The organism is Pseudarthrobacter niigatensis (genome assembly GCF_030812615.1).
Taxonomy (GTDB): domain Bacteria; phylum Actinomycetota; class Actinomycetes; order Actinomycetales; family Micrococcaceae; genus Arthrobacter; species Arthrobacter niigatensis.
In genome coordinates this window covers 317,154-338,611 of sequence record NZ_JAUSTB010000004.1, presented here as the reverse complement: position 1 = coordinate 338,611, position 21,458 = coordinate 317,154, and the positions used below count along the sequence as shown (strand labels likewise).

Here is a 21,458-nt window from a genome sequence, read left to right as displayed (position 1 = left end):
CAGTGACCCAGCTCATCACCACGGACCTGGTCGAGCTCGACCAGAACCTGGGCAACGCCCCCGAGACGGTGATCCGGCATCTGGCAAGCAAGGTAGCTGCCACCGGACGCGCATCAGAAGTCGAAGGCCTCTTCGCCGATGCGTTCGCCCGCGAGCAGAAGACCGCCACGGGCATCCCCGGCGGCATCGCCATCCCGCACTGCCGCTCCGCCGCCGTCACAGTGCCCACCTTGGCCATGGCCCGCCTGAATCCGAAGGTGGACTTCGGCGCCAAGGACGGGCCCGCTGACCTGGTGTTCTTCATCGCCGCTCCGGACGGGGCGGACCAGGAGCACCTCAAGCTGCTCTCCAAGCTGGCCCGTTCCCTCATCAAGAAGGACTTCACCGCGGCCCTCCGCAACGCCTCCTCCGAGGCGGAGATCGTGGAGCTCGTGGAGGGCGCACTGGCGGACAAGCCTGCCGCGCACGCTGCAGCTGCCCCGGCTGACGCAGTGCCCGTGGGCGCCGGCGCAGCTGTTGGTGCCGCCGCCGGCAGCGCCCATTCAGGTGCTCCGGCAGCTTCCGCAGGCCGCGGACCCAAGCGCCTCGTGGCCGTGACCGCATGCCCCACCGGCATCGCCCACACCTACATGGCGGCCGACTCCCTGGTGGCAGCCGCCAAGGAAGTGGGCGTCGACCTGCAGGTGGAAACCCAGGGATCCTCCGGCGCCAAGGCACTGGACCCCGCCGTCATCGCGGCCGCCGACGCCGTGATCTTCGCCGTGGACGTTGACGTACGCGGAAAGGAACGCTTCGCCGGCAAGCCCGTCATCAACGCCCCCGTGAAGCGCGGCATCGACGAGCCGGACAAGATGGTCCAGGAAGCACTCGCCGCAGCCGACAACCCCCACGCCCGCCGCGTCCCGCACTTCGGCGCGGAGGAGCAGGCCGAGCACGAGGCTGAGGAGAAGGGCGAGCACATCGGCCAGAAGCTCAAGAAGGCCCTGCTCACCGGCGTCAGCTACATGATCCCGTTCGTGGCAGGTGGCGGCCTCCTGATCGCCCTCGGCTTCCTCATGGGCGGCTACCTGATCACCAAGTACGCGGACAACATCGTGGTCCAGAACAGCCTGTTCAACCTGCCCACCGAGTTCCCGGACAACGCGTGGGGTCCGCTGGGCGCCTACCTGGGTGCGGTGCTGTTCAAGATCGGCGCCCTGTCACTCGGGTTCCTGGTCCCTGCACTTGCCGGCTACATCGCCTACGCAATCGCTGACCGCCCGGGCATCGCCCCCGGCTTCGTCGCCGGTGCCGTGGCCGGATTCATGGGAGCCGGCTTCCTCGGCGGCATCGTCGGCGGCCTGCTCGCCGGTTACATCGCCCACGTGGTGGGGCGCCTGCAGGTAGCCCGCTGGCTGCGTGGCCTGATGCCCGTGGTGATCATCCCGCTGTTGGCATCGCTGGTGGCGTCCGGCCTGATGTTCCTGATCCTGGGCGGCCCGATCGTTGCCATCACCAAGGGCCTGAACGCCTGGCTGTCCGGCCTGACCGGTGCCGGCGCCATCGCGCTCGGCGTGATCCTGGGCCTGATGATGTGCTTCGACCTCGGCGGTCCCGTCAACAAGGTTGCCTACTCCTTCGCCGTCGCCGGCCTGGGGGCCGCAACCATCGACAACCAGGCACCGTGGCAGATCATGGCCGCCGTCATGGCTTCGGGCATGGTTCCGCCGCTCGCCATGGCGCTGGCTTCCACTGTCCTGAACAAGAAGCTCTTCAGCCTGGCGGAGCAGGAGAACGGCAAGGCAGCCTGGCTGCTGGGTGCGTCCTTCATCTCCGAAGGCGCCATCCCGTTCGCCGCCGCAGACCCGCTGCGCGTCATCCCCGCCAGCATGCTGGGCGGCGCGGTGACCGGCGCCATCTCCATGGCTGCCGGCGTCGGATCCAAGGCACCGCACGGCGGCCTGTTCGTCTTCTTCGCCATCGACAACTTCCTGATGTTCGTCGTATCGATCGCCGTCGGTACGGTAATCACCGCCCTCTCGGTCATCGCCCTGAAGCGCTGGGCAGTCAAGAAGACCGTTGATACGGTTGAACCGGTTCCCGTAACCGTCTGATCCGGTTTAGCCACATACCTTCCCGGCGCTGAACCATCAGCACGCCGAAAGACTAAAGGAGCAAAAATGCCAGAACGCACCGCAACCGTTGCCAGCCGCGTGGGCCTGCACGCCCGCCCGGCCGCCATCTTTGCCGAGGCAGCCGGAGAATTCGACCTGGACATCACCATTGCCCGTGAAGGCGAGCCGGCCGATGAGGCCATGGATGCCGCCAGCATCCTGTCCCTCATGAGCCTGGGCGCCTCGCACGGCGACGTGGTGGTCCTCCGCGCCGAAGGTGCCGGCGCGGAGGACGCGCTGGACCGCCTGGTGCAGATCCTGGAAACGGACCACGACGCCGAGTAGCAGCCACGCTGCCTCAGCCAGCGCAATGCGAGCGGCCGCCGTCGGGCTTTCCTCCGAAAGGGAAACGTCCGACGACGGCCGCTTTGCTTTAAGCCTTGGGCACCCCGGCGGGGCGGCGTGGGTCAGCCGCGCTCAGCGAGCGCCTTTACGTCCGCCACGAGCTTGTCCCACATGCCCTTGGAGTGCGCGGCAGCTTCCTCGCTGGGGTTGTTGTCCTGCGACAGCGAAAGCTTTGTGGCACCGTCCTGGTCCTCCAGCGTCCATTCGAGCGTGTGGTAGTTCTCCGGCTGGTCCGCCTGGCCGGACAACGGGCTGAAGTGGGTGTACACCAGTTTCCGGCCCGGCTCGACCGCCAGGATCCTGCCCTTGTCCTGGAAGGGCTTCCCCTCCCACTCACCCTCCCAGGTGATGGGGCTGCCAACCCTCCAGTCAGTGTGCAGGGTGGCCCCGAACATGAACTCCTTCACGGCGGCGGGGTCGGTGATCACCTCCCACACACGCTCCGGCTCGGCGTCGATGGTGGTGACGGACGTTGCTACATGGTTTTCGGTCATGCTGCAGCCTTTCTTGCCGTGAAGAGCAGGTACTCCCACTCCATCTGGAACGGGGAATCGCCGTGAGCATCACCGAAGGAATCGGCAAGGTCGGTCAGGGCCTTGTCCAGGGCCTTGGCCTTTTCCTGGTCCTCGGCGAGCGACTTGTACACGGAGATGATGGGTCCGTAGTGCGACTTGAAGTACCTGACGAAGTCCCCGGGCTGGTGGAAGCTCCTGACGGCAAGGTTCTGCTTGCGGGTGCGGACGTCCGTGATCCTCCCGCCCAGCAGTTCCCGGACGTGCTCTTCGCTCCCCCACAGCGTGGCCGGAAGCGCGCCCGGCGGGGGCGGCGGAGCGAACGGCTTCAGGACGCCAAACATCTGCCCGATGAATCCTTCCGGCGTCCAACACAGCAGGCCGATGGAACCTCCCGGCTTGCACACCCGGAGCAGCTCGTCGGCTGCCGCCTGGTGGTGCGGCGCGAACATGACGCCGATGCAGGACATCACCACATCGAATTCCGCATCGCCGAACGGCAGGGCCTCGGCATCCCCTTCCTGCCACTCCAGGCTGACGCCCCGGTTGGCCGCTTCCCGCCGTCCCGCCTCGAAAAGCTCCGGGGTGAGGTCGCTGGCCACCACTTTGGCGCCCATCATGGCCGCCGGGATGGCCGCGTTGCCGGTTCCTGCCGCTACGTCAAGGACACGTTGGCGCGATCTGATGCCGCAGGCCTCCACCAGGACGGCTCCCAGTTCCAGGAGCATCTCGTCTGCCAGGGCGGGGTAGTCCCCCGACGCCCACATGGCCCGGTGCTTTTTCTTTAGCTCCCGGTCCGCCTCCACTGCATCGGTCTGCTGGCTCATGTCCGTGCCCCTCTACGTGTCCGGTTCATCGGTGACAGCACGCTGTTGGCACAGCGGAGGCCGTGATGCGACTCATTGTGGACGCGATGAAGGCTGCTGTAAAGGCGCTGTTGCCGGGCGGCAGGCAGCCCCGTCCAGCGCAGCCGGTCACGCCGGCTTGCGGGCCCTGGTGGTCTTGGCGGCGGGCTTGGCTGCGTCCTTCGTCCCGGACGTTTTGGTGCCCGTCGATTTCCCTCCGGCGGACTTGGACGCCGTTGACTTGGCCGCAGCAGACTTCGATGCCGTGGACTTGGCGGAAGCGGAGGTCGATTTGGCAGATGACCGGGCAGGTTTTGCGTCGTCCGTCCCGGTTTTCACGGCCGCCGTCCTGGACGCGGCCGCCTTGGTGCCGGAGGTCCTGCGTGCCGGTTTGGCGGGCCCAGCCTCTTCGTCCCCGGCGTCCGCCTCGTCGTCGGACGCGCCATCAGCCGAGGCGGCCTCGCCACCGCCGCGCTTTCGGTCCAGGCTGCGTTTGAGGGCTTCCATCAGGTCGATGACCTCGCCCTTGCCCCCCTCGCCGGCCTCGACGCCGAAAGTCTCCTCCGTATCCAGCGATTCGCCCTGTTCCAGCTTGGCCTCGATCAGTTGGCGGAGCTGCACCTGGTACTCGTCGGTGAAGGACCCGGGCTCGAAGTCGGCAGCCATGGATTCCACCAGGGCCGCGGACATGTCACGTTCCTGCGCGGAAATCCTGATGTCCGCCTCCAGTGACGGGAAGCTTGCCTGGCGAACCTCGTCGGGCCAGAGCAGGGACTGCAGCACCAGGACGTCGTCCTTGATCCGCAGGGCACCCAGCCGCGTCTTCTCCCGCAGCGCAAACTGGACAATGGCCACCCGGTCCGTGTCCTCCAGGGCCCGGCGGAGCAGCACGTAGGCCTTGGGCGACTTGGAATCGGGCTCCAGGTAATAGCTCTTCTCGAACATCATGGGTTCGAGCTGCTCGGATGGTACGAACTGCACCACCTCGATTTCGTGGCTGTTCTCGGCGGGAATGGACTTGAGCTCGTCCTTGGACAGCACCACCGTGCGGCCGTCCTCCTCGAACGCCTTCTCGATGTCCGAGTAGTCCACCACCTCCCCGCAGACCTCGCACCGGCGCTGGTAACGGATCCTGCCGCCGTCGGCGTTGTGGACCTGGTGCAGACTGATGTCATGATCTTCAGTGGCGCTGTAGACCTTCACGGGCACGTTGACCAGCCCGAACGCGATGGCACCTTTCCAGATGGCTCTCATTCATACAGTCAACATCAGTGCGGGCCGGAGGTGAAGACCCGTGGCCGGCAGTAGGGAACGTGTCCGGGTGGCGGGACGCGAATTAACGCTCACCAACCTGGACAAAATCATCTATCCGGAGACCGGCACCACCAAGGCCGACGTGCTGGCCTACTATGCCGCGGTGGCCCACGTCCTGATCCCGGCCGCGGCCAACCGTCCGGCCACCCGCAAGCGGTGGGTCAACGGAGTGGGCACCGCGGACAAACCCGGCGAGGTGTTCTTCCAGAAGGACCTGGAGGATTCGGCGCCCGGCTGGTTGCCGCGGGCGGCGATTACCCACAAGGACCGGACCATCCATTACCCGCTGGTCAATGACGCCGCAACGCTGACGTGGTTCGGCCAGATCAATTCGCTCGAAATCCATGTGCCCCAGTGGCGGGTGGATTCGCACGGCAACCAGCTCAACCCGGACCGGCTGGTGCTGGACCTGGACCCGGGAGAGGGCGCCGGACTGCCGGAATGCCGGGAGGTGGCCCTGCTGGCGCGGGCCATCCTGGAGGATGTGGGGCTGGACCCGGTGCCGGTCACCAGCGGCAGCAAGGGCATCCACCTCTACGCGGCGCTGGACGGGACCCAGACCTCGGAACAGATCTCCGCCTTTGCCCGGGAACTGGCACGCGCCCTTGAAGCGGACCACCCGGACCTTGCCGTCAGCGACATGAAGAAAACCCTGCGAAAAGGCAAGGTGCTGGTGGACTGGAGCCAGAACAATGCCGCGAAAACCACCGTGGTCCCCTACTCGCTGCGCGGCAGGCCTACGCCCATGGTGGCAGCCCCGCGGACGTGGCGGGAAATCCAGTCGCCGAAGCTCAAGCACCTGGACTACCAGGAGGTGCTGCGCCGGGTGAGCGACGGCAAGGACCCGTTCGCCGCCGTCGTCAACGCTGCGGCAGGTGCCGCCGGCCAGGAGGACACGCACGACGGCGACCCGCGCCTGGGCAGGTACCGCTCCATGCGGGACCCGCGGGAAACACCCGAACCATTTGCGGGGATCCCCTCCGGCGGCAACAGCTTTGTCATCCAGGAGCACCACGCCAGCCGGCTGCACTGGGACCTGCGGCTGGAACACGAAGGCGTCCTGGCGTCATGGGCGCTGCCCAAAGGCATTCCCGAGGCCGGGGACAAAAACCACCTGGCGGTCCAGACCGAGGACCATCCCATGGACTACCTCACCTTCCACGGGACCATTCCCAAGGGGCAGTACGGGGCAGGTGAAATGACTATCTGGGACACCGGCACGTACCAGCTGCACAAGTGGATCAACGGCAAGGAAGTCATCGTCACGCTGGACGGATCCGAAGGCGGCGGCCTGGGCGGCAGCAGGAAAGTGGCGCTCATCCACACCGGACGCGGCCAGGGCACGGACGACGGCGGCCAGTGGCTCATCCACCTGATGGACCAGGAAAAGCAGGGTGGACGACGGCGGCATGCGGCTCCGGCGGCACAGGAACCGTCCCGGGGCACCAGCGGAAAAGAGCCTGACGTTGCCCCGGCACCCGGCATCAGCGCATCCGCGGACCCCCTGGATTACGCACCTATGATGGCTACCGCCGGGACGGCGGCAGACCTTCAGGGAAGTGCGTGGCAGTACGAGCTCAAGTGGGACGGTGTCCGGGCCCTTCTGGTAGCGGACACCGAAAAGATCCGGATCTTCTCCCGCAACGGCAATGATGTCACCAGGACCTACCCCGAGTTCACGGACCGGGCCTGCTGGCCGGAGCAGCCGTTCGTGGCTGATGGTGAGATTATCGCCGTCGGGCCTGGCGGAAGGCCTGACTTTGGCCTGCTGCAGGGGCGGATGAAACTCACCCGGGCGGCCGACGTCGCCAAAGCCCGTACGGCCATTCCGGTCCAGCTGATGCTGTTCGATCTCCTGTTCCACACCGGAGAGGACCTCCGGCGGCTGCCCCTCAGCACCCGGAGGCAGCGGCTGGAGGACTTTTTTGCGCCCTCCGGCTGCCCGGTGGACCTGTCCATGGTGCTCGAGGAATCCGTGGACCTCCTCCTCGACAGCGCCCGGGAGCTTGGCCTTGAAGGGGTGATGGCCAAGCGGACGGACAGCCGCTACGCGAGCGGGCAGCGGACCAGGACCTGGATCAAGCTCAAGACGGAGCAAACCCAGGAGGTGGTGGTGGGTGGCTGGCGGCCGGGAAAGGGCGGCCGCCAGGACACCGTGGGGTCGCTGCTGGTGGGAATTCCCGACGGCGGCAAGCTGCAGTACGTGGGCCGCGTGGGTTCTGGTTTCAGCAGCCGGGAGCTTACGGAACTGCGGCAGACGGTGGAACGCCTTGGCCGGAAGACGTCGCCCTTCCACGACGTGCCCCGCCCGGATTCCGCCGATGCCCACTGGGTGTCACCGGAGCTGGTAGGCGAAGTAACCTACAGCGAATGGACGGGGCCCGGCAGGCTTCGGCATCCTCGCTGGCGGGGCTGGCGCGTGGACAAGGACCCGTCGGACGTGGTGCGGGAAAGCTGACCCGGGTTTTCGACGCGCCAACCATCCCACGACGCGCAAATTACCTGGCGCCCGCCGAATTTCGGGGGCGCCAGGTAATTTGCGTGTCGAGAGTGGTTCCAGGTGTCGCCTACGAGGAGTGCGGCATCTGCGGCCGGCCGGTCCGGTGGACCGCCACCACGGCGGCCTCGTGGCCCATCCGCCCATGCCCCGCGTTGCGGTCCTTCGGGTGCTGCCGCTTCCCGTAGCCGTCCGGCCAACCGCCCTGCCCTGCCAAGGGGATGCCCGCCCCGGTTGCTGCGGGTCCGGGGGCCACAGGTGCGTCCATGGCTGCGGCAAGGTGGTCCGCGACCTCAGGCTTGATGTGGAACTGGCTGGATTCTTCCATGGTCTACTTTCCTTCTTTCCCTCGTTCTTCCTTGAAACGAAACGCCAACCAAAGCGCCCGGGCGCGTGGACTACCGCCCGGAAAGAAGTGTGTTCATCGCTCTACCATAGGCACGTCAAACGCTCCTGTGAACCCCCTCCACAGGCGGTGGCGGCGGTCACTTTTAGTGCGGCATCACCGGCCAAAACAGCCCCGGAACCGGCTGTCGACGAAAAAATTCGGTAACAATCCGCTTCGTCAGCCTGCTTCCCAATGATCACGCGGGAAAACCGCCGGAAAAATCTTCGGATCACCCCCCGATCCAGGGGTTCAAACGGGCGTATCCTAGGCCATCCGGCGAGCCAACGGTACTGATTTCCCGTAAAATTGAAGGCCTGCCCGGAGCGGGGCAGCTACAAGTCGCAAGCAAATGACCTCCACAGGAGTTGCCCAAATGCCCACAGACCGAAGCAGTATCCACTCTCCAGCCGGCGTTGGGAACGCCCGCGGAACCGACCCGGCAGCCCCCACGGCTGCCAAGAAGCCCAGGCTGCTGCCGCGGCGCCGGCTTAAGGAATCCGATGTCAACGTGGTTGACCAGCCGATGCTGAAAAAAGCACTCGGCGGAACCATTGTTGGCAACACCATGGAATGGTACGACGTAGGCGTTTTCGGCTACCTCATCACCACCATGGGCCCGGTCTTCCTCCCCGAATCCGATCCCACCACCCAGACGCTGTTCCTGCTGGGAACCTTTGCCGCCACCTTCATCGCCCGTCCGCTGGGCGGCGTGATCTTCGGCTGGCTGGGCGACAAGATCGGCCGCCAAAAGATCCTGGCCACCACGCTGATGATCATGGCGGCCAGCACGTTCGCCGTCGGCCTCCTTCCCGGATACGCCCAGATCGGCCTCTGGGCTGCGGCGCTCCTGGTCCTCCTCAAGGTCATCCAGGGCTTCTCCACCGGCGGCGAGTACGCCGGCGCCACCACGTTCGTCAGTGAATATGCCGCCGACAAACGCCGCGGCTTCTTTGCCAGCTTCCTGGACCTGGGCAGCTACCTGGGCTTCGCCATCGGCGCCGCCCTGGTATCAGTCCTGCAGCTGACCCTGGGCCAGGGCACCATGGAGGAGTGGGGATGGCGCATCCCGTTCCTCGTGGCCGGCCCGCTGGGCATCATCGCCGTGTACTTCCGGAGCAAGATCGAGGAATCGCCGCAGTTCCAGGCCACCCTTGATGCCCAGGAAGAGCATGCCCGGACCGCGTCCGAAGGTGAGACCGCACAGGCCAAGGGCCCCGTCGGCATCATCAAGGCCCACTGGCGCCCCATCATCGTCGCCATGGTGGTTGTTGCCGCCGCCAACACGGCAGGTTACGCGCTGACGTCCTACATGCCCACGTACCTGACGGACTCCAAGGGCTACGACGAAGTTCACGGCACGCTGCTGACCATCCCCGTGCTGGTGGTCATGAGCCTCTGCATCCCGCTGACCGGCAAGCTCTCCGACCGGATCGGCCGCCGGCCCGTGCTCTGGATCGGCGCGGTCAGCACCATCGTCCTGGCCATTCCGGCCTTCATGCTGATCGGTATTGGACAGATCTGGTCCACCCTTGCCGGACTGGCGCTCATTGCGTTCCCCGTGACCTTCTACGTGGCCAACCTGGCCTCGGCACTGCCGGCCCAGTTCCCCACGTCCAGCCGGTACGGTGCCATGGGCATCGCCTACAACTTCGCGGTAGCCATCTTCGGCGGCACTACCCCGTTCATCGTGGCTGCGCTGATCGGCGCCACCGGCAACGACATGATGCCCGCCTACTACCTGATGGCCACGTCCCTGGCCGGTGCCATCGCCATCTACTTCCTGAAGGAATCCGCCAACCGCCCGCTCCCGGGATCGATGCCCAGCGTCGACACCCAGGCCGAGGCGAAGGAACTGGTGGCCACCCAGGACGAGAACCCGCTGATCAACCTGGACGAGCTGCCGTTCGACACCCATGACGGCACCGACCCCCACTCCCACCGCGGGGTCCCGGCCGGGGCGTAGTCCCGCCGGCCGGCCGGGCATTCTTGTAGCCCACGCTCACAGGCCCGTCCCGCGTGGTTCCTTGGGGGAACCACGCGGGACGGGCCTTTGCGTGCCCGCCTGATGTCCCCTTATGACTGACCGCATATGACGGTGCCCGCGGCGCGGTGGTACTTTCACAAGGGCCCCCGGGCTGCTGTGCCCCCACCAAAACAGGACAGGTCGACCATGAAGCGCGTCAAGGAGCAGGTGCGCGCACTGCACCGGCTCGAACCCGCCAACGGAGACCACCTTGCCGCCCTCCGCGTGGCCATCAGCGTGGCTGTCCCCTCGTTGCTCCTGCTGGCCCTGGGCCGCGCGGACCTCATCATCTACGCCGTCTTCGGCGCGCTGACCGGCATGTACGGCCGGCAGGAACCGCACCAGCTGCGGCTCCGCCACCAGGGCCAAGGTGCCCTGGTACTGCTCACCGGCGTGGCCGTGGGCGTAACCCTGTCCATCAACCACATCCATTCCTGGTGGCTGGTGGCCGTGGAAGCCACACTGGCCGGCGTAGGCTCGGTCTACGCGGACAGGGTGCGGCTGAAACCTAACGGGCCCTTCTTCGGGATCCTCGCCCTGGGTGCCTGCGCTTCCGTTCCCACCGCGGTCCCCTGGTACGCCGCCCTGCTTATCGCAGCGGGATCGTCGGTGTTTTCCATCCTGGTTGGATTCAGCGGCTGGGTGCGGCGGCGGTCCTGGGAGCCAGGGGCCACCCGGAGCGTTCCGCGCCGTTCGGCGGCGGGGCGCCGGGAGTTGTCGGTGCACGCCGCCCGGTACGTCCTGGCGGTGGGTGCTGCCGGGACGGTGGGCGTCATCAGCGGCAGCGGCCACCCGCACTGGGCCATGGCCGCAGCCGCCGTACCGCTCGCCGGTGCAGACCTCCCCAGCAGCGTCCGGCGGGGTGTCCACCGCATCGTGGGGACGTTCATTGGGCTGGGCGTCACCGCCGTCGTCCTCATTCCCGGGCCGTGGACCCTGTCCGCGCTGTACCCGGCCCTGCAGGAGCCGGTGCACCGGGGTGTGGTGCTGGCCCTGCTGGTGATCCTCTTCCAGTTCGCCACTGAACTGTTCATGACCCGGCACTACGGCCTGGCCATGGTCTGGTTCACCCCTGTCATCCTGCTGATGACCCAGCTGGCCTCCCCCATTGAACCGAGGGTCCTGATCCTTGAGCGGGCCGTGGAGACGCTGGTGGGCGCGCTGCTGGGGATCCTGGTGGTGGTGGCCGTCCGCAGGTCCGGTTCGAGGCCGCAGAAGGGGATTCCCCGGCTTCGAGGCAGGACCTCCGGCCTACTTCGGCTTCCGCGCCGGCCCGGCCATTAGCCGCGCCGGAGCCACCTTGGCCACCGCTGCCACCACTTTGTAGCGCTTGGACGGGATGGACACCGCCTTGCCGCGCTCGTTGTCCGCCAGGCCTTCCCGGACCACCCGCTCCGCCCGCAGCCACGTCCAGGACGGGGCCACCGATTTGTCCATCCCCATCCGGTCGTGGAATTCGGTGTGGGTGAACCCAGGGCAGACAGCGGTGACCTTGACGCCGCGCTTGCGGTAGGCCAGGTTTGCCCACCGGCTGAAACTCACCAGCCACGCCTTCGCAGCCGAGTAGGTGCCGCGCGGCAGGAATGCCGCCACGCTGGCCACATTGATGATCCTGCCGTCCCCGCGTTCCAGCATGCCCTTGAGGGCCGCGTGGGTAAGTACCATGGACGTTTCCGCGTGCAGCTTGAGGTGGCTCGCCTCCTCCGCCGGGTGGTTGTCCTCGAAGTTGTGCAGCAGGCCGATCCCGGCGTTGTTCACCAGGATCCCCACCGGCCGCGCAGGGTCCTTCAGGCGTTCGACGACGGCGGCGACGTCGCCATCCTTCGTCAGGTCCGCGGCGAGCACCTCAGCTGAGATGCCATAGCTGCGCTGGAATTCCTCCGCCGTTGCCGCAAGCCGGGAGGCGTTGCGCGCCACCAGCACCACGTCATGCCCCTGCGCGGCGAGTTGCTTTGCGAATTCGTGGCCCAGGCCGGCGCTGGCGCCGGTGACGAGTGCTGTGGTTCGGGTGCTGGTTGGCGTCATGCTGCAAGCCTAGCCAGCGGGAGCATGTTGTGGGCCGCTAGGCTGGTACCGCCGGCAGCCGGCCGGGCTGCTGCCTGAGGGGGAAACATGGAACAGCAACACTCCGGGGCGCTCGGATTCCGCGAAGCGGACACACACGGACAACCCGTAGCGCCTGAAGCAGACGGTGCTGAGCCGGCAGGGACGCCAAGGTCATGGCCGGCGCCCAACCCGTTCATCGTGGCGCTGTGGCTGCTGTGCGCCGCAATGATTGCCGGCGGAGCGTCGGCGCTGCTGAACAACCCCATGTCCGTGTCCATGGGAGACCGGGCCACGTTCGACTATCTCGTGTTCGCCTTTGCCCCGCAGGGGATTTCCGGCGGGATTGCCGTCCTGATTGCCCTGCTGTTCTGGCACGCCTGGACTTGGCAGCGCCGGCGGGGCTGGAACCGGAGATGAGGCCCTGACTTGTGCACCAAATAATAAGCATGCTTTGCTTATGGTGACAGATGAACCTCCGCAAGCAGTTCGCGGCGGGGCTGCCACCGCCGGCGGTTCCGTGAAGAAGCCCAAGGAAGAACATAATGACCACCGCAATGGAACACCAGCTGACGGCGTCCGGGGAAGGCACCCAAACAGCTGGCCCGACCTTGTCCACCACCGTACCCGTGGACGCCGGCCTGCTGATGACCTTGAACTCGCGCATGCACTGCCGTACACCGATGCAGCGCGTCGATCCGGACGAATTTCCGGTCCGGCAGCCCGTCTACGTGGACGGCAACACCGTCGTTGCCCTGCGTCCCGGCTCCGTGCCGGAGAGCATCGTCACCTACCGTTGCGCGTGCGGCTTCACCATTGACGATCCGGGAACCGTAGCGGCAGTCAGCGACCAGGCCCTGGCCAGCTGACCACCGCCGGCACTCATGCCGGCGTCCTGGGATCATCCCTCCGGCCAGTCGACAAACTGCTCGTAGCCTTCGTGCTTGCGAAGGTAGCTGGAAATAAACGGGCAGTGCGGGATGATCCGCTTGCCCGTGGCCACCACGTCATCCAGGGCAAAGTGCGCCAGGACCTTTCCCAGCCCCTGGCCCTCAAAATCCCGGCCGGTTTCGGTGTGGGTGAAGTCGATGTGCCCGGGAAGGTCGTGGAAGAAGGCCTGCACCGCGAGCTGGCCGTCCACCAGGAGCTCGTACCAATGCTGCTCGTCGTTGCGCCTCAGCGAGACGTTGGCGGTGAACTTGTCCTCCGCGGACGTGGTGTACTCGGTCATGGTTCGACACTGGCACTACTTCAGTCCGCTGGCAATGGTCCATCGGCCATGGCGGCGCCGGAATGCCTGCCGGCGGCCCAGCGGTGAACCCCGCAGCAACAGGAGGGCCACCGAGAAACACACTGTTCCGGCTGCCAGCAGTCCCAGCGACAGTCCGCTGAGTGCGGCATCGGCCACCGGGATGAAGACCACCACGACGGCGGCCCCCGCCATGGCGGGCCGGCAGCGGATGGTGGCGGCCGGCGTCGTCCGGTCCTCCAGGCGGCCGAAGGCTGCGGCCACCGGCAGGAGCAGGATGACCAGCGCCAGCACCACCAGGGGCCGTGACCACCACCATGCGGCGGTGCCGGCGCCGGGCTTGGGAAACGGCACCAGGAGCAGCAGTCCCGACATTGCGCCCAGCAACGGCAGGTGCCACAAGTACACCGTCAGGGACCGGCGGCCCGCCATGGCCACGAGGCGGCCAATCCAGCGGACCTCGGCGAGCGCCGCCAGGACAGGCCGTGCCAGTTCCATCACGGCCAGCTGGGAAACGCCCAAAAGGACCAGGGTGAGGTTGGGTGGATTGAGGTTCACCAGCATGTTGCCGGTGTACAGCCCCAGCCCCGTCACTAAGCCCAACGCAAGGTTTGCTGCCAGCGCGATGGCCAGCAGGCCGGAACGGGAAAGCCGGGCCGTCCAGCCGTCGGCCGCCAGGAAGCCCATTTGCTGCACTGCGCACCAGACGAACACCAGGTTCGCGTAGGCAAGGTTCGGCATCGCCTCCCGGAGGCAATCCACGGCAACCACGAGGCCGAGGAGCAGACCGAGCGCCAGCCAGGGGGAACGCGCATGGAGCGCCGCCAGGACCGGAATGTTCAACTGCGCCGCGAGGTACGCCGCCAGGAACCACAGCGGCATGCCGGCGCCGGTGGCCATGAGCTGGACCACCTGCTGGTCCACCCCGAGGGCACGGGCCAAGGACAGTCCCAGGACCATCGCCGCGAGCAACGCAGTGGCCGGACGGACCAGGCGCAGGAGCCGCGCACGGAGGAACTGGGCCGCCGTGCCGCCCCGCGCCTTAAGCCGGCGCCAGGACTGCAGCCCGGTCACACCCCCGGTAACGAAGAACAGGGGCATCACCATGAAGATCCAGATGACCGGGACAAACCAGTCCTGGTCGCCAAGGGTGTTCTCCGTTGTCACGGTCCCGTCCGGGTGGAGGACCGGACTGACCATCATGGAATGCCCCACCACCACCAATGCCAGGCAGACGAAGCGGACAAGGTCGATCGCCGGATCACGGTCCGCCGTGTCCGCCCCGGTTCCTGTCCCCCGCCCTACGGTGCTGCGCATGGGACCTGCAACGATGCGACGCTGCCCACGGCTCTATTGTGCCCCCGTTACCTGCCCGGTTTGAGGACTTCCGTCCCTTCTGCCGCTATTGCAGCACTGCCAGCAGTCCGAGTACGACGGCGAGCAGCGGCGTGGTGCCTTGGGTTGCGGCCGCGCGGAGGTACTTGCGTCCGGTGAGCGCCAGGACGGCGGCCGCCAGCAGCATGGAGCCGCAGCAGCTGAAGATGAGGGTCCAGCCTGCCACGGCCTGCGCCGATCCGGCACCGGCGAAAGCCACAAGGCCCACGCCGGTCAAGGCCCCAATGGCCAGGAACAGGTTGTAGAAGCCCTGGTTGTAGGCCAGTGACTTGGTGGTTTCGGCGTCCGGCTGGGAGGCGACCCCGAACCGTTTCCACGTGGCGGGCCGGGTCCAGGTGAGGGATTCCATGGTGAAGATGAAGACGTGCAGCGCGCCGGCGAGGAAGGCAAAAAGAAGGGAGGCCAGGATCATGGCTCGATCCTAGCCTCCCCCCTCACCGCGGCTGTCCTATCGCGCCAGCGTGGCCAGCGTGGTGCCGGCAAACCCCTTCGCCGACTGGTTCCACAGCGCCAGCAGGCCCTGGAGGTTTTCACCGTCGGCGCGGTGGGCGGGAAGCTGGTCCTGGAGGGTGGCCAGCACGCCGGTCCGCAGTTCGGTGTTGAAGTTGACCTTGCCCACGTTCATGGCCGCGGCTTTGACCAGTTCTTCGGCCGGGATGCCGGAGGCGCCGTGCAGCACCAGCGGGATATGGATCCGCGCCGCGATGTCCTGCAGCACGTCCCAGCGCAGCCTGGGCTCGCCCTTGTACTTGCCGTGGACGTTGCCCACGGCGACGGCCAGCAGTTCCGCGCCGGTGCGGGACACGAAGTCCTCCACCTGCGCGGAGTCGGTCAGGCCCGCCACGTCGACGCCGGACTGGCCGGGCTCGAAAGCACGGTCCTCGTCCCCTGCCAGGCCGCCCAGCTCCGCCTCGAGCACCACGTCTGCGCCCAGGAGGGCCCGGGCCGCGCGGACCAGCGCAATGTTGTCCTCATACGGGAGGGACGAACCGTCGGCGAGGACGGAGTCCGCCCCTGCCGCGACGGCTTCGGCCATGACTTTCAGGTCTGAAGCGTGGTCCAGCTGCAAGGCGACCGGCACGGCGGCAGAATCCGCCAGGCCCCGGAGGGCGGCAATAAGGCGGAGTCCGTTGGGGGTGGCGGCGGTCTTGGGGGCCACCAGCAGGATCACGCCCCGGCCGGATTCCTCGGCGGCCGCCACCACTGCCAGCGCGGTGGTGAAGTCGTAGCAGGTGAAGGCCGGCACGGCGGAGCCCTGCTGGAGGGCGGAGGTGACCAAGTGGTCCAGTGGGGTATGCATCAGGCGCCCAGGCCTCCCACCAGGATCCAGGCCACGAAGGTCAGCGCGAAGCCGGCCAGGCCCAGGATGGTGGTCAGGACGGTCCAGGTCTTGAGGCCGTCGGACACCGTCAGGCCGTAGTACCGGACTACAACCCAGAAGCCGGCGTCCGTCACATGGGACAGGCCAAGGGCACCGAAACCGATGGCGATGACGATCACGGCGATCTGGGCCGGGCTGTAGCCGCCGCCGCTGACCGCGGCGGACAGCAGGCCGGTGGTGGTCACGATGGCCACGGTGGCTGAACCCTGGGCAGCGCGAAGTGCCAGCGAGATGATGAAGCCAAGGAGCAGCAGCGGCACACCGAGGGTGTCCAGGGTCTTGGAGAGGGCGCCGCCGATGCCGGAAACCTGCAGGACGTTGCCGAACACGCCGCCGGCGGCCACCACCATCAGGATCGAGGCGATGGGAGGCAGGGAGCCCTCGAAGATTTCGCCGGTTTCCTTGAAGGACCAGCCGCGGCGGACAGCCAGCAGGAAGAAGGACAGCGCCACGGCCACCAGCAGGGCCAGGAAGGGGTTGCCGATGAAGGAAGCGAGGCCGTACAGCGGATCGGACTTGGGGATGACGAGTGTGCCCACGGTGCCAAGCAGGATCTGCACGATGGGCGCTGCGATCAGGAAGATAATCAGGCCGGGGCGCGGCGGTGCGATGGCGGCGGCGCCGGGACCGTCGTGGCCTACCTTGACCAGTGACTTGGAACCGAACTCTTCAACCTGGGTCTTCACCGCGGGCAGCAGTTCGTAGTCCTTGCGGTTCATGATGGAAGCCACCCAGTAGGACAGGAAGCCCAGCGGCACGCAGATCAGGAGCGAGATCAGCGCGATCAGTCCGATGTCGGCGCCGAGGACGCCCGCGCCGGCAACGATTCCCGGGTGCGGCGGGACAGCCACGTGGATGGAGAGCATGATGCCGGCCATGGGCAGCCCAAACTTGACCGGGTGCACCTTGGCGATCTTGGCGAAGGCGTACACGATGGGCACCAGCACGATGATGCCCACCTCGAAGAAGACGGGAATGGCCACCAGGAAGCCGACGGCGGTCAGCGCCACGGCCACGCGGCGGGCCCCGAGCTTGCGGGTGAAATGGTCGGCGAGGGACTGGACGCCGCCGGACACCTCGATCATGCGGCCCAGTACTGCGCCGAGCGCAATCAGGATGGCGACCTTGCCCATGGTGCTGCCCACACCGCTGGAGACCACGGTGAAGATGTCCTGCAGCGGAATGGTGGCGGCGACGGCCACCAGGATGCTGACCGTCAGCAGGGCCACGAAGGCCTGGATCTTGAAGCGGATGATCATCACCAGCAGGATGGCGATGCCCACCGCTGCGATGGTGAGCAGTACCGGGGTGCCCAGCTCAACGGCGGGCTTGATGGCCGGGGCATCGGCCGCCCGCTGCAGCAGCGGGTTCATCAGGTGGTTCACAGGGGGATGTCTCCTTTGACGTGCCGGTCCCGGGGCAGGGCGGCATCACGGAATGGTGGGGTGGGGATAAACGTTGCGGGACTGCGCCGGCAGCGCTGGGAGGGACGACGACGGCGGAGGGGGGACCGCCGTCGTCGTACCTTTTGCCGCAAGGGCAGGAGGGTGGCTTATCAGGTGCGCTGGGCTACTTGGTGCGCTTTGCCGGCGCGACCACCTTGATGACGGCGGAGTCATCGGCGGCGGCGAGGCCCTGGGCCTGGCCCAGCAGGTAGAGCTGTTCGGCGGCGGCGGCGACGGGGGCTGCCAGGCCTGCGGCGCGGGTGGCCTTGCCCACGATGCCCATGTCCTTGACGAAGATGTCCAGGCGGGACAGCACCTCGGCGCCTTCCTCGTCGTAGGCCTCGAGGATGCGCGGGCCGCGGTTGGAGAGCATGAAGGAACCTGCCGCGCCTGCTTCCAGGGCGGCGAGGGTCTTGGCCTGGTCCAGCCCCAGGGCGTCGGCAAGGGCCAGGGCCTCGGCAGCGGCGGCAATGTGGACGCCGCACAGGAGCTGGTTGACCGTCTTAAGCGCTTGGCCGTCGCCGGGGTTGTCGCCCACCACGGTAAGCGTGGAGGCGAGCAGGTCCAGGGCGGGGGCGGCCTTTTCGCGGGCTTCGGGGGAAGCACCCACAACGATCAGCAGGTCGCCTTCACCGGCGCGCTTGGGACCGCCGGAGAGCGGGGCATCCACCAGGTCCACGCCGTATTCGGCCAGCTTGGCCACGGTGGCGGGGATGGCGTCGGTGCCCACCGTGCTGCCAAGGATCACCACGGCGCCGGGCTCCAGCACGGAGGCCACGCCGTTCTCGCCGAAGAGGACGTCGTTGAGCTGCTCGCCGTTGCGGACTGCCAGGAGGACGGCGTCGGCACCCTTGGCGGCTTCCCGGGCCGTGGTGAAGGTGGCAATCCCGGCTTCCCGGGCCAGCTCCAGGCGGGGCTCGGCGATGTCGAAGCCGTGGACGGTCAGCTGGGAAGCCAGGCGGGTGGCCATGGGCAGGCCCATGGCCCCGAGGCCCAGGACGGTGACGGTGTAGTTGCTGGTCATGGTGTTCTCCTTGAAATTTGCTGGGCCCACGCCGGCGAGGGCCCCGGCCCGAGCCTGCGGGGGTTGGGAGCCGGTGGGGACTAGAACTTGTTGCTGAGCTTGCGGGTGACCTGGGCCAGGGAATCGTCGTCGCCCACGTTGCCGGCGAAGACGATGTACGGGATGCCCTTGGCGGGACCGTCCACGGGCTCCCAGAGGCTGACGATGCCGGGCAGCATGGGTCCGCGCACGATCGCGTGGCGGATTTCCAGTCCGTGGGCTGCGACGTCCGAGGACGTGATGCCGCCCTTGGCGATGACGAACCGCGGCGGGAAGGTCTTCAGGGTCCGGTTGACCACGGCGACGACGGCGGCGGACACCGTACGGGCGATCCGCAGGCTTTCGGCGGGGTCATCGGTCTTGATCAGCAGGCGGCTGGTGTGGACGATGACGTCCCCGGCGTGGAGGGCCTCGACGACGGCGTCCACGGTCTGGTCCAGGTGGGCTTTAGCGTCCGGTTCGGCACCGAGGAGCTTCTCGACGTCGATCTCAATGATCCGCGCGGAGCCGTGCTCCGCGGTGAGGACGTTGAGCTGGCGCGTGGTGACGCCGACGTGCGAGCCCACCACGATCAGGCCGCCGGCCCCGGACGGGGTGTTGCCGGCGTAGGCCTCCCCGGCGGTGAGTGCGGTGCGTACTTCCTGGCCGATGCGGCCGCGGACGAACGGCGGGCCAACGCGGTACAGGAGCTTCTTCCCGCGGCGCTCGGCTTCTTCCAGGCCCAGGGCCAGCGCGCGGAAGTCGTTCTCGGTGACAATGTCCGCGACGATGGGGGTGGAATCGGTGGCCGGCTCGATGGCATCGGCGATCGCCGTGGCGGAGATGGCCGGGTCCTCCGCGGAGGCACCTGCACGGATGATGTTCAGGTCCAGGACGATCACGGAGTCTGCCGGGAACCGGCCCTGTGACTTCTCTGCGATGTAGTCGGCCATGACGGACGTACTGAAGCCGAAGGAGGCGTCCTTGGCGAACTCCGTCTCGGAGACGGGGACCAGGGTTCCCGCCGCGTCACCGGTGCCGCGCATGTAATGGACGCCGCCAATGGTGAGCCGGCCGGCGTCGGGGAAGGCGGGGACCAGGACGACGCCGTCGGTCTTTTCGCCGCTGACTTCGGCAACCGTGGCTGCGATGACGTCCGGCTCCAGGGGGAAGTGGCCGCGGAGGGTGGAATCGCTCCGGCTGACGAATCCCAGCCGAAGACTGGAACCGGCAGACTCCGCCGAACCTGCCGCTTCAAGCGCGTTGCGGACCACTTCCTCGTTGCGGGCTGCAGCCTCGGCCGGGTCGAGGCTGCGGGTGTTGGTCAGGACATACACGGCGGGCTTGCCCTGGCCGAAGGCCCAGGTGAAGTCTTCCACGTCCCAGCGGGTGAGCACCGGCAGGTCAGCCACGGACTGCGTGCCGGTGGGGTCGTCGTCCAGCACTACCAGGACGCGGGGAACGTCCGCGTTGGAAGCGGCCAGCGTGGCAGCAACCAGCCCTGCGGGAATCTCGAGGTCTGCCGGATAGGCGGCCAGAACGTCTGCTTCATGCGTCACAGTGCACTCCGTTGTGTAGCGATCCGGGCTCGCGGATCCTGATGTAAAGAAAACTGTAAGATGTCAGACATCTTGCATTCAAAAATTAGTGTGGCACACGGCATACGGACGCGCAAGTACACTTGTCTGACATATCCGCCAGGAGTCGGCCGGACAGAGTGATCGGGGGGAACATGGCAAGGAAGTCGCTGGTGGGCGTGGTGGCCGATGAGCTGCTGGACCGCATCATCGAAGGCGAGTTTCCGCCCGGTTCCGTCGTTCCCGGCGAGCATGAGCTGAGCGCCCGCCACGAAGTCAGCCGCATGACCGTGCGCGAGGCCATGAAGACACTGCAGGCCCAGCGCATCCTCAGCGTGGAGCGGGGCAGGGGTACCTTCGTCAATCCCCTGAGCCGCTGGGCCTCGCTGGAAGCCGTACTCCGGGCCGCGTCGGAGGGCAAGAACGACGCCGATGCCTCCATCCAGCTCATCGAGCTGCGCAGGATGCTCGAAACGGGCGCCTGCGAACTGGCGGCCGGACGGATTGCCGAGGAGGACATCACGTCCCTCTTCAACTACATTGCGGCGATGAAAGCCGCCCATGGCATTAACGACGTCGCAGCCTTCGTGGAAGCAGACCTCGCCTTCCACGACGTCATCCTGCGCGCCTCCGGCAACGTGTTCGTCTCTGTCCTCTTCGAGCCGCTGCACCGCGTCCTGGAAAAGCGCAGGGCCGAGACCTCCGCCGTTCCGGCAATCCAGGAGCACGCAATCGGCCACCACCAGAACATCGCCGAAGCGCTGGAGTCCCGCGATGCCGCCCGCTCACGCCAGGCCATGGATGCGCACATGCAGCAAACGCTCGATGACCTGAAGCAGCTGGTCCTGGACGCCAAGTAGCCCCTGTGTCCGCGGTTCCGGTTGCCATGGGACCCTGTTCAACGCTCCCGCAGGCCCACTAGGCTTCAGGGACGGCCCGCAACCGGGAGCATCGACGATCACGAGGAGCGAAGTTGTCCAACCACACGTACAGCATTTCTGAAATTGTTGGCACCTCTACCCAGGGAGTGGACGACGCCGTCCGCAACGGGATTGCCCAAGCCTCCAAGACCCTGCGGAACCTCGACTGGTTCGAGGTGAAGGAGGTCCGCGGCCACCTTGAGGACGGGAAGATCGCGGACTGGCAGGTGACCATCAAGATCGGTTTCCGGCTGGAAGAACACTAGGCCACGCAAACTGACCCGCAGCCGGCACCTTTCCAGCGCCGGCTGCGGGTCAGTCCTGTTTTA

General features: G+C 67.0%; 21 protein-coding genes. 9 read left to right on the top strand and 12 right to left on the bottom strand.

What is annotated here, in order from left to right:
• Nucleotides 1–2 precede the first annotated feature (2 nt).
• Together J2T23_RS08740 and J2T23_RS08735 are read left to right on the top strand one after the other, a co-directional pair.
• Nucleotides 3–2,093: a PTS fructose transporter subunit IIABC gene (locus J2T23_RS08740; RefSeq protein WP_141158417.1), complete on the top strand. Its 2,091-nt coding sequence runs from the start codon at nucleotides 3–5 to the stop codon at nucleotides 2,091–2,093.
• Nucleotides 2,094–2,159: 66 nt separating this feature from the next.
• Entirely contained in the window at nucleotides 2,160–2,438 is a 279-nt protein-coding gene (locus J2T23_RS08735) for an HPr family phosphocarrier protein (protein ID WP_141158418.1), read from the top strand.
• A 122-nt stretch (nucleotides 2,439–2,560) separates the two neighbouring features.
• Here J2T23_RS08735 and J2T23_RS08730 read toward each other — a convergent pair whose 3' ends face one another.
• The 3 genes from J2T23_RS08730 to ku all read right to left on the bottom strand — a co-directional run bounded on the left by J2T23_RS08730 (nucleotide 2,561) and on the right by ku (nucleotide 5,109).
• Nucleotides 2,561–2,992 carry an SRPBCC domain-containing protein gene (locus J2T23_RS08730; RefSeq protein ID WP_307359015.1) on the bottom strand — a complete coding sequence of 144 codons (432 nt, stop codon included), beginning with the start codon at nucleotides 2,990–2,992 and terminating at the stop codon, nucleotides 2,561–2,563.
• Entirely contained in the window at nucleotides 2,989–3,837 is an 849-nt protein-coding gene (locus J2T23_RS08725) for a class I SAM-dependent methyltransferase (RefSeq protein ID WP_307359014.1), read from the bottom strand. The genes J2T23_RS08730 and J2T23_RS08725 overlap by 4 nt, the downstream gene beginning before the upstream one ends.
• A 147-nt stretch (nucleotides 3,838–3,984) precedes the next feature.
• The gene (gene ku / locus J2T23_RS08720) at nucleotides 3,985–5,109 is read right to left on the bottom strand and encodes a non-homologous end joining protein Ku (protein WP_307359012.1); all 1,125 of its coding nucleotides are present in this window, start codon (nucleotides 5,107–5,109) and stop codon (nucleotides 3,985–3,987) included.
• 40 nt (nucleotides 5,110–5,149) lie between these two features.
• On the opposite strand from ku, the gene J2T23_RS08715 reads away from it, so the two are divergent.
• A complete protein-coding gene (locus J2T23_RS08715; protein WP_307359010.1) occupies nucleotides 5,150–7,627 on the top strand; it encodes an ATP-dependent DNA ligase in 2,478 nt (825 codons plus the stop codon).
• 109 nt (nucleotides 7,628–7,736) lie between these two features.
• Here J2T23_RS08715 and J2T23_RS08710 read toward each other — a convergent pair whose 3' ends face one another.
• A complete protein-coding gene (locus J2T23_RS08710) occupies nucleotides 7,737–7,994 on the bottom strand; it encodes a hypothetical protein (protein ID WP_141158423.1) in 258 nt (85 codons plus the stop codon).
• 433 nt (nucleotides 7,995–8,427) lie between these two features.
• Here J2T23_RS08710 and J2T23_RS08705 point away from each other — a divergent pair, with 433 nt between their 5' ends.
• Nucleotides 8,428–10,017 carry an MFS transporter gene (locus tag J2T23_RS08705; protein ID WP_307359007.1) on the top strand — a complete coding sequence of 530 codons (1,590 nt, stop codon included), beginning with the start codon at nucleotides 8,428–8,430 and terminating at the stop codon, nucleotides 10,015–10,017.
• A gap of 207 nt (nucleotides 10,018–10,224) precedes the next feature.
• Nucleotides 10,225–11,361, top strand: a complete 1,137-nt coding sequence (locus J2T23_RS08700) for an FUSC family protein (RefSeq protein WP_307359005.1) — start codon at nucleotides 10,225–10,227, stop codon at nucleotides 11,359–11,361.
• On the opposite strand, the gene J2T23_RS08695 is transcribed toward J2T23_RS08700, so the two are convergent.
• Nucleotides 11,329–12,102, bottom strand: a complete 774-nt coding sequence (locus J2T23_RS08695; protein WP_307359003.1) for an SDR family NAD(P)-dependent oxidoreductase — start codon at nucleotides 12,100–12,102, stop codon at nucleotides 11,329–11,331. The two genes, J2T23_RS08700 and J2T23_RS08695, sit on opposite strands and share 33 nt — an antisense overlap.
• 87 nt (nucleotides 12,103–12,189) lie before the next feature.
• Between J2T23_RS08695 and J2T23_RS08690 the strand changes: the two genes are divergently transcribed.
• Nucleotides 12,190–12,540, top strand: a complete 351-nt coding sequence (locus J2T23_RS08690) for a hypothetical protein (RefSeq protein ID WP_307359001.1) — start codon at nucleotides 12,190–12,192, stop codon at nucleotides 12,538–12,540.
• A 125-nt stretch (nucleotides 12,541–12,665) separates the two neighbouring features.
• Entirely contained in the window at nucleotides 12,666–12,989 is a 324-nt protein-coding gene (locus J2T23_RS08685; protein WP_307358999.1) for a hypothetical protein, read from the top strand.
• A 32-nt stretch (nucleotides 12,990–13,021) separates the two neighbouring features.
• Here the strand turns inward: J2T23_RS08685 and J2T23_RS08680 are convergent, their stop codons facing one another.
• The 7 genes from J2T23_RS08680 to J2T23_RS08650 all read right to left on the bottom strand — a co-directional run bounded on the left by J2T23_RS08680 (nucleotide 13,022) and on the right by J2T23_RS08650 (nucleotide 20,191).
• Nucleotides 13,022–13,351, bottom strand: coding sequence for a GNAT family N-acetyltransferase (locus J2T23_RS08680; RefSeq protein ID WP_141158429.1), 330 nt, complete (start codon nucleotides 13,349–13,351; stop codon nucleotides 13,022–13,024).
• A 15-nt stretch (nucleotides 13,352–13,366) separates the two neighbouring features.
• Nucleotides 13,367–14,686, bottom strand: coding sequence for an acyltransferase family protein (locus J2T23_RS08675; RefSeq protein ID WP_307358994.1), 1,320 nt, complete (start codon nucleotides 14,684–14,686; stop codon nucleotides 13,367–13,369).
• An 85-nt stretch (nucleotides 14,687–14,771) separates the two neighbouring features.
• Complete coding sequence (locus J2T23_RS08670; RefSeq protein WP_141183111.1) at nucleotides 14,772–15,176, bottom strand: DUF1304 domain-containing protein; 405 nt, start codon at nucleotides 15,174–15,176, stop codon at nucleotides 14,772–14,774.
• Nucleotides 15,177–15,212: 36 nt separating this feature from the next.
• Nucleotides 15,213–16,064, bottom strand: coding sequence for a class II fructose-bisphosphate aldolase (locus J2T23_RS08665; RefSeq protein WP_307358990.1), 852 nt, complete (start codon nucleotides 16,062–16,064; stop codon nucleotides 15,213–15,215).
• Entirely contained in the window at nucleotides 16,064–17,530 is a 1,467-nt protein-coding gene (locus J2T23_RS08660; protein WP_307358988.1) for a GntP family transporter, read from the bottom strand. The genes J2T23_RS08665 and J2T23_RS08660 overlap by 1 nt, the downstream gene beginning before the upstream one ends.
• A gap of 184 nt (nucleotides 17,531–17,714) precedes the next feature.
• The gene (locus tag J2T23_RS08655) at nucleotides 17,715–18,614 is read right to left on the bottom strand and encodes an NAD(P)-dependent oxidoreductase (protein ID WP_141158434.1); all 900 of its coding nucleotides are present in this window, start codon (nucleotides 18,612–18,614) and stop codon (nucleotides 17,715–17,717) included.
• Between the two features lie 80 nt (nucleotides 18,615–18,694).
• The gene (locus J2T23_RS08650) at nucleotides 18,695–20,191 is read right to left on the bottom strand and encodes a four-carbon acid sugar kinase family protein (RefSeq protein WP_307358987.1); all 1,497 of its coding nucleotides are present in this window, start codon (nucleotides 20,189–20,191) and stop codon (nucleotides 18,695–18,697) included.
• A 173-nt stretch (nucleotides 20,192–20,364) separates the two neighbouring features.
• Here J2T23_RS08650 and J2T23_RS08645 point away from each other — a divergent pair, with 173 nt between their 5' ends.
• Entirely contained in the window at nucleotides 20,365–21,069 is a 705-nt protein-coding gene (locus J2T23_RS08645; protein ID WP_307358986.1) for a FadR/GntR family transcriptional regulator, read from the top strand.
• Between the two features lie 113 nt (nucleotides 21,070–21,182).
• Nucleotides 21,183–21,395 (top strand): dodecin, encoded by a 213-nt coding sequence (locus J2T23_RS08640; protein WP_141158437.1) that lies wholly within the window; start codon nucleotides 21,183–21,185, stop codon nucleotides 21,393–21,395.
• The last annotated feature ends 63 nt before the right edge of the window (nucleotides 21,396–21,458 follow it).